At 71.9% G+C, this 7,217-nt stretch carries 6 protein-coding genes; 3 read left to right on the forward strand and 3 right to left on the reverse strand.

Annotation, left to right across the window (positions count from 1 at the left end):
• Nucleotides 1-25 precede the first annotated feature (25 nt).
• The gene (locus VFO68_RS09605) at nucleotides 26-1,525 is read right to left on the reverse strand and encodes a glutamate-cysteine ligase family protein (RefSeq protein ID WP_325157845.1); all 1,500 of its coding nucleotides are present in this window, start codon (nucleotides 1,523-1,525) and stop codon (nucleotides 26-28) included.
• 253 nt (nucleotides 1,526-1,778) lie between these two features.
• On the opposite strand from VFO68_RS09605, the gene VFO68_RS09610 reads away from it, so the two are divergent.
• Nucleotides 1,779-2,588: an RNA methyltransferase gene (locus tag VFO68_RS09610; protein WP_325157846.1), complete on the forward strand. Its 810-nt coding sequence runs from the start codon at nucleotides 1,779-1,781 to the stop codon at nucleotides 2,586-2,588.
• A complete protein-coding gene (locus tag VFO68_RS09615; protein ID WP_414635479.1) occupies nucleotides 2,588-3,190 on the forward strand; it encodes a DUF2537 domain-containing protein in 603 nt (200 codons plus the stop codon). The genes VFO68_RS09610 and VFO68_RS09615 overlap by 1 nt, the downstream gene beginning before the upstream one ends.
• Nucleotides 3,191-3,193: 3 nt before the next feature.
• On the opposite strand, the gene VFO68_RS09620 is transcribed toward VFO68_RS09615, so the two are convergent.
• Together VFO68_RS09620 and VFO68_RS09625 are read right to left on the reverse strand one after the other, a co-directional pair.
• Nucleotides 3,194-5,023 carry an ABC transporter ATP-binding protein gene (locus tag VFO68_RS09620; protein ID WP_325157847.1) on the reverse strand — a complete coding sequence of 610 codons (1,830 nt, stop codon included), beginning with the start codon at nucleotides 5,021-5,023 and terminating at the stop codon, nucleotides 3,194-3,196.
• Nucleotides 5,020-6,714: an ABC transporter ATP-binding protein gene (locus VFO68_RS09625; RefSeq protein WP_325157848.1), complete on the reverse strand. Its 1,695-nt coding sequence runs from the start codon at nucleotides 6,712-6,714 to the stop codon at nucleotides 5,020-5,022. Before VFO68_RS09625 ends, VFO68_RS09620 begins: the two co-directional genes overlap by 4 nt.
• A gap of 209 nt (nucleotides 6,715-6,923) precedes the next feature.
• Between VFO68_RS09625 and VFO68_RS09630 the strand changes: the two genes are divergently transcribed.
• The gene (locus VFO68_RS09630) at nucleotides 6,924-7,163 is read left to right on the forward strand and encodes a hypothetical protein (RefSeq protein ID WP_325157849.1); all 240 of its coding nucleotides are present in this window, start codon (nucleotides 6,924-6,926) and stop codon (nucleotides 7,161-7,163) included.
• The last annotated feature ends 54 nt before the right edge of the window (nucleotides 7,164-7,217 follow it).

The following is a 7,217-nucleotide window of genomic DNA, read 5'->3' on the forward strand; positions in this document are numbered from 1 at the left end:
CCGCGGCAGGGCCCTGCGCCGTACTTCAGGGAATCACCGGCCAGGTGTGTACCGGATCGCCGGACTGCATCAGCTCCACGTACCGGCGCAGCATCGCGACCAGCGCGGCGTCCCGGTCCAGACCACGGCTTTCCAGCTGTGCCACGGTGTCGCGCTGCCAGGATGACCCGGTCTGGCGCACCAGGCAGCGCTCCTCGATCACGCCCAGGTAGCGCTCCCGGGTGGCGTCGGCCACCCCGCACTCCCGCAGTCCCTCGTGTGCCAGCGGCAGCAGGTGGCGCAGCACCAACTCGTCCGGCGCCAGCCAGCCGAGTTCCGGCCAGTACAACCGAGCGCCGAACGCGTGCCGGGCCCCGGCGTGCAGGTTCTCGTGCGCCGCCTCGAACGACATCTTCGTCCACACGGGACGGTCGGCGACCGCGAGCGCCCGCTGCGCGCCGTAGAAGAACGCCGCGTTGGCCACCAGGTCCAGCACGGTCGGACCGGCCGGCAGCACCCGGTTCTCCACCCGCAGGTGCGGCTCGCCCTCGTGCACGTCGTAGACCGGCCGGTTCCACCGCCAGATGGTTCCGTTGTGCAGCCTGAGTTCGGAAAGTTGCGGCGCACGCCCGGAGCTCAGCGCCTCGAACGGGTCCTCGTCGTCGATTTCGGGCAGCAGACCGGGAAAGTACCGGACGTTCTCCTCGAACAGGTCGAAGATCGAGGTGATCCACCGCTCGCCGAACCACACCCGGGGCCGCACCCCCTGGTTCTTCAGCTCCTCCGGCCGGGTGTCGGTGGACTGCAGGAACAACGGGATGCGGGTCTCGTGCCACAACGCCTTGCCCAGCAGGAACGGCGAGTTGGCCGCGATCGCCACCTGCACGCCGGCCAGGCACTGCGCGGCGTTCCAGTGCGCGGCGAACTGCTCCGGCGCCACCCGCAGGTGCAGCTGGGTCGACGTGCACGCCGACTCGGGCACGATCGAGTCGACCGCCTGACGCAACCGTTCGCCGCGCTGGCCGGGAATCGCGGTGCCCTCCATGTTGAGCACCATGTCCTCCCCGCGCGCGGCGAAGATCTGGTCGTTGAGCAGGGCGTAGCGCGGGCTGTCGGACAGCCAGCGCGGGTCGAAGTGCTTCTCGCGCAGGGTGGGCAGCATTCCGGTGAGCACGATGCTCGCCCCGGCGTCCCGGGCCTTCAGGTTGGCGTCGGCCAACGCCTCGGTCAGCTCCAGCTCCAGGTCGAACACCTGGTTGTCGCGCAGCGGCCGGGGCCGCACGTTGAACTCCAGATTGTGTTGCGCCAGCTCGATCGTGAACGCCGGGTCGTCGAGCTTCTCCAGCACCACGCTGTTCGCCATCGCCGGCTGGAGATTCTCGTCGACCAGGTTCAGCTCGATCTCCAGGCCCATGCTGGGTGGGGCATCGGTGAAACCGCCGCCGGACAACATCGTTGCCAGCGCGTCGAGGCAGCGCTGCACCTTTTCCCGGTAGCGCTGCCGGTCCCGATTGCGCAGCGACACGGCCGAGACGGTGCTTCCCATGCCGTCCTCCCTCTAATGGGGCCCGTCAGCAGACCACCCGGCTTGGTCTCCCGGGTCACCCACCGGACCCGCATCCAAAACCGCGCGGGAATGTCAACCGTGACACATGCCTGAACGATTTTTCTAGGGGCCAAAGAGGTGCACCGGGTTACCCGATGTGACGCCGGGTGGACACGGCGAATTACCCGGGGCAACGGTGACCGCCGATCGTGTGAAGTACCTCGCACCGGGCGGGCGTGGGACACTCTGCGTCGTGGCGCGGGTGATCGAGGTGACTGATCCGCAGGATCCGCGGTTGGCCGACTTCCGCGACCTGACCAGGGCCGACCGGCGTCCGGACCGGCCCGGCGGCAAGGGGCTGGTGATCGCCGAGGGCGTGGTCGTGGTGCGCCGCCTGCTCGCCTCGGCCTACCCGCCGCGCGCGTTGCTCGGCACCGCCCGGCGGATCGCCGAACTGGACGCCGAACTGGCCGATGTGGACGTTCCGGCCTACGTGACGACGGCCGAGGTGATGGCGACCGTGGTCGGTTTCCACCTCAACCGCGGGGTGCTCGCGGTCGCCGACCGGGCGCCGGCCCCGCCGCTCGACGCGCTGGTCGCCGGAGCGCGGCGGTTGGCCGTGCTGGAGGGCGTCGGCGACCACGAGAACCTGGGCGCGCTGTTCCGCAACGCCGCCGCGTTCGGTGTGGACGGGGTGCTGCTCGGGCCCGGCTGCGCCGACCCGCTCTACCGGCGCAGCGTGCGGGTTTCCATGGGGCACGTGCTCGCCGTGCCGTCCGCCCGCCTCGACCCCTGGCCCGGTGGGTTGAAATGGTTGCGGGACCAGGGTTTCCGGTTGTTCGCGCTGACCCCGGTCGGTGAGCTGGACCTCGCCGGGGCGCTGGCGGGAGCGCCGAAGGCCGCCGTGCTGCTCGGCTCGGAGGGGCCGGGGCTGACCGCCGAGGCGATCGCTGCTGCGGACGCCGCGGTGCGCATCCCGATGGCCGCCGGGGTCGACTCGCTCAACGTGGCCACCGCGGGCGCGGTCGCCTTCTACGCGCTCAGTACGGTGCGGGTGCCGTGATGACCGACGGAGGTGGCATGCAGCTGCGCGCGGTGGGCGAGCGGGCCGTGCTGGTGGGCGGGGACGACGAGGCCGAGGTCGACCCGGGCCGGCTCGCGCTGGCCGGCGACCTGTCCGAGGCACTGCACGAGTGGGCCCGGGTGGCCCAGGCGGTGCGGCGCAGCAACCCGGACGGCGGCGCGGCGGCCGGCGCGGTGGTGAACCGCCGCGGGATCCAGCTCGCCGCCCGGCTGGCCGCGTCGCTGGGCATGCCGGTCGGCTACGTCGACCCGCTCACCGGCGAGGTCTCGGTCGTGGAGCCGCCCGAGCCGCCGCGCCGGCCGCAGCCGCCGGCCCCGCCGGACGAGCCGGTGCCGTGGCCGACCGGGCTGACCGTCTCCGCGTTCGTGTTCATGGTGGTGTTCTACGCGGTGCTCACCCTGGCCATCACGCTGAACGCGACCCAGCCGCTGCTCGCGGTCGGCTCCACCGTGGTGATCACCGTGGGCCTGCTGCCGTCGGTCTGGCTGGTCCGGCGCACCCCGATCTGGCGCTGGGTGGCGCTCGGCGTCGCCGCCGCCATCGCCACCGGCTGGCTCGCCCTGCCGTTCGTCATCCTCTGACGGTCAGACCAGCGACTCCAGCCAGGTGCGGTGCAGGGTGGCGAACCGGCCACCGGCCCGGCCGTCGACCAGGTCGGCCGGCGCGCCGTCCTCGACGATGCGGCCGTCCTCGACCACCAGCACCCGGTCGGCGATCAGCACCGTGGACAGCCGGTGCGCGATGATCAGCGCGGTCCGGTCGGCCAGCACCGACTCCAGCGCCGCCTGCACCGCCCGCTCGGTCGGGATGTCCAGGCTGGAGGTCGCCTCGTCGAGCACCAGCACGTCCGGGTCGGCCAGGAACGCCCGGGCGAAGGCCACCAGCTGGCGCTGCCCGGCCGACAGCCGTCCGCCGCGCTTGCGCACGTCGGTGTCGTAGCCCTCGGGCAGTGCCTCGACGAACTCCGCCGCGCCGACCGCGCGGGCCGCCGCCTCGACCTCCGCCCGGGTGGCGTCCGGCCGGCCGAGGCCGATGTTGTCGGCGACCGACCCGGCGAACAGGAAGGCCTCCTGGGTCACCATGACGGCCGCGCCGCGCAGGTCCGCGTCGGCGATCCGGCGCAGGTCCACCCCGTCCAGCGCGACCGCGCCGGTGGTCGGGTCGTAGAACCGGGCGACCAGCTTGGCGATCGTGGACTTGCCCGCCCCGGTGGCGCCGACCAGCGCCACGGTCTGCCCGGCCGGCACGGTCAGGTCGAACTCGGGCAGCACCACCGGGGTGTCCGGGCCGTAGCGGAACGACACCCCGGTGAAGGAGATCGCCCGGCCGCCGCCGGACCGGGCCGGCAGCGCCACCGGGTCGGCCGGCTCGTTCACCTCGGGCGACTCCTCGAGCAGCCCGGAGATCTTCTCCAGCGAGGCGCTCGCCGAGGAGTAGGCGTTGGCGAACATGGCCATGTCGTCCAGCGGGTCGTAGAACCGCCGCAGGTACAGCGTGAACGCGGTGAGCACGCCCAGTTCCATGCCGCCGCCGATCACCCGGGCGGCGCCGATCGCGAGCACCAGCGCCAGGGACAGGTTGCCGACCATGCGCACGGTCATGGTGAACGTCGCGACCAGGCCGAACGCGCGCTGGTTGGCGTCCCGGAAGCCCTCGTTCAGCTCGCCCATGATCGACTCGTTGCGGTCCGCGCGGCGGAACGCCTGCACCGCGCGGATGCCGTTCATGGTCTCGACGAACTGAACGATGATCTTGGCGATGGCCGCGCTGGTGCCCCGGTAGGTGTGCTGCGAGCGCCGGTAGAACCACCGGGTGACCAGGATCAGCGGCAGGAACCCGACCAGCACCAGCAACGCCATCGGCAGGTCCAGCACCATCAGCATGATCCCGATGCCGACCACCGAGAGCAGCGCGCTGAGCATGCCCTCGATGCTCTCGTCGAGCATGTCCTTGATGGCGTCGATGTCGCTGGTCAGCCGGGAGATCACCTTGCCGGAGGTGTAGGACTCGTGGAACGACAGGGACAACCGCTGGGCGTGCACGAAGATTCGCTGGCGCAGTTCGATCAGCACGTCCTGGCCCAACCGCCCGGAGACGTTCAGGAACAGGTAGCGCAGCCCGGCCGAGCCCAGCGCCGCGGCCAGGTATCCGCCCACGCACCAGAGCAGCACCGTGGTGTCCCCGCCGAGCGCGGCCGGGATGCCGGCGTCGATCGCCGCCGCCACCATCAGCGGTCCGGCCAGGCTGGCCACGTTCTCGGTCACCACCAGCGCCAGTGCCAGCGCCACGCGGGCCAGGTGCGGCCGCAGCAGCGAGGCCAGCAACCGCCGGGACCGCGCCTGCAGCATCAACCCGGTCCGCCGGTCGACCTCGTCGACTTCCTCGGCGGCGACTCCCCGCCAGTCCGTGCTCATGCCATTACCTCATCGCGGTCTTCGTCCAATGTGGACAGAAGGGTTCGGTAGTCCTTGTTGTTGGCCAGCAGGTGCGAATGCGTGCCGATCGCGGTGATCACGCCGCCGTCGAGCAGGGCCACCCGGTCGGCCAGCTGGACCGTGCTCGGCCGGTGCGCGACCACCAGCGCGGTCACGTCGCGCAGCACGCTGCGCAGGGCGTGCTCCACCTCGGCCTCGGTGGCCACGTCCAGCGCGGACAGCGGGTCGTCCAGCACCAGCACCGCCGGCCTGCCGACCACCGCCCTGGCCAGCGCCAGTCGCTGGCGCTGACCCCCGGAAAGGGACAGGCCCTGTTCCCCGATCCGGGTGGCAAGGCCCCACGGCAGCGCCTCGACGAACTCCTCGGCCTTGGCGATCCGCAGCGCCGCACGCACGTCGGCCTCGGTCGTGCCGTCGGCGCCCATCGCCACGTTCTCCCGCACGCTGGCCGAGAACAGCACGGCGTCCTCGAACGCGGTGGCCACCACCGAGCGCAGGTCGGACAGCGCGAGCTTGCGCACGTCCACCCCGTCGATGGTGATCCGCCCGCCGGTGACGTCGGCCAGCCGGGGCACCAGTGCGGTCAGCGTGGTCTTGCCGCTGCCGGTCGGCCCGACCAGGGCGACCGTCTCACCCGGCCGGACGTCCAGCGTGATGCCGCGGAGCACCTCGGCGCCGCTGCCCGGATGTCTGAAGTGGACGTTGTCGAACCGCAGGTGCCCGCGCACCGGCGTGCTCAGTGGCCGCGGCCGGTCCGGGTCGGTGATCGTCACCGGGGCGTCGCGGACCTCCCAGTACCGCTGCGAGGCCGTGGCCGCCCGGTTCGTCTCGGCCAGCAGCCAGCCGATCGAGTCGGTCGGCCAGCGCAGGTAGGTCGCCACGGTGACCGCGGCCACCAGCGTGCCCACCGTCATGGTGCCGTTGGCGATGGCCAGCGTGCCGAACAGCAGGTGCCCGGCGATGCTCAGCTCGGGCAGCATGATGATCGCCGCCCAGAGCGCCGCCATCACCCGCACCATGCGCAGCTCGGTATGGCGCAGTTCGCGGGCCTGCCGGGCGAACATGGCGGCGAGCTTCGGTCCGCGCCCGAACGCCTTGAGCACCCGGATGCCCAGCACCGACTCCTCGACCGTGGTGGCCAGGTCGCCGGCCTGGTCCTGGCTGCGCCGGGCCAGCGCGGAGTACCTCGACTCGAAGATCGTGCAGAACACGATCAGCGGCGCCGCGCAGCACAGCGAGATCAGGCCGAGCACCGGCGACAGCAGGAACAGCACCACCAGGCCGATCACCAGGATCAGGCTGTTGATCACCAGGAAGATGGCCGCGAACACGATGAACCGGCGCAGCGTCGACAGGTCGGTCACGGCTCGGGAGAGCAGTTGGCCGGACTGCCAGCCGTCGTGGAAGGAGACCGGCAGCCGGTGCAGGTGCCGGTACAGGTCGGTCCGCATCCGGGCCTCGACCTGGGTGCCCGGGCCGATCATCAGCTTGCGCCGGACGAAGAACAGGGTGGCCTCGGTGGCGCCCAGCGCCGCGACCGCGAGCACCAGCCAGGGCAGGCTGGCGGTGTCCCCGCTGGCCACCGGCCCGTCCAGGATCTGCTGGATGACCAGCGGGATGGTCAGACCGCAGAGCATCGACCCCAGGACGGCCAGCCCGGAGCCGATCATCCGCCCCCGGACCGGTCGGATGTAAGGCCCCAGCCGGCGCAGCGCCGCCAGGCTGGAGCCACGTCTATGTCGGTGGTCGCCGTGTTCGGACATGATGAGTTCCCCTCGCCGCCCAGCCATCGAAGGTAACCGTTCGTCACCGCGGCGGGCATCCGGTTTTCAGCGTGCGCCCTACACCGCGGTGGAGGTCAAGGGGCATGATCCAGGGCATGACCCGACCGGACACGGTGCGGTTCCTGCGCACCGAGCCGACGATGGCCTTCCCGGAAGGCCGCCTGCTCGCGATGCGGGAAGCCCAGCTTCACGTGCTCGCCCCGGACGGGTGGACCCGGCTGGCCGGCACCCGCCCGACCGGGGCGACCACCCTGACCCGCCAGGACGCCGAGGACTGGTGCGAGCGGGAAGGCTGGGACCTGCACCTGCTCGACCAGGTCCCGACCCTGGCCTAGCTCCGGTTGGACCGGGTGCCCAGGAGGACGTCCTCCCAGGACGGGACCATCGGG

Origin of the sequence: Actinophytocola sp. (assembly GCF_035712165.1) — a bacterium.
Classification (GTDB): domain Bacteria; phylum Actinomycetota; class Actinomycetes; order Mycobacteriales; family Pseudonocardiaceae; genus DASYTH01.

Coding starts and splice junctions, on each gene's coding strand:
- VFO68_RS09605 (WP_325157845.1), bottom strand. CDS start 1,525: ATGGGAAGCACCGTCTCGGCCGTGTCGCTGCGCAATCGGGACCGGCAG.
- VFO68_RS09625 (WP_325157848.1), bottom strand. CDS start 6,714: ATGATCGGCTCCGGGCTGGCCGTCCTGGGGTCGATGCTCTGCGGTCTG.
- VFO68_RS09630 (WP_325157849.1), top strand. CDS start 6,924: ATGACCCGACCGGACACGGTGCGGTTCCTGCGCACCGAGCCGACGATG.
- VFO68_RS09620 (WP_325157847.1), bottom strand. CDS start 5,023: ATGAGCACGGACTGGCGGGGAGTCGCCGCCGAGGAAGTCGACGAGGTC.
- VFO68_RS09615 (WP_414635479.1), top strand. CDS start 2,588: ATGACCGACGGAGGTGGCATGCAGCTGCGCGCGGTGGGCGAGCGGGCC.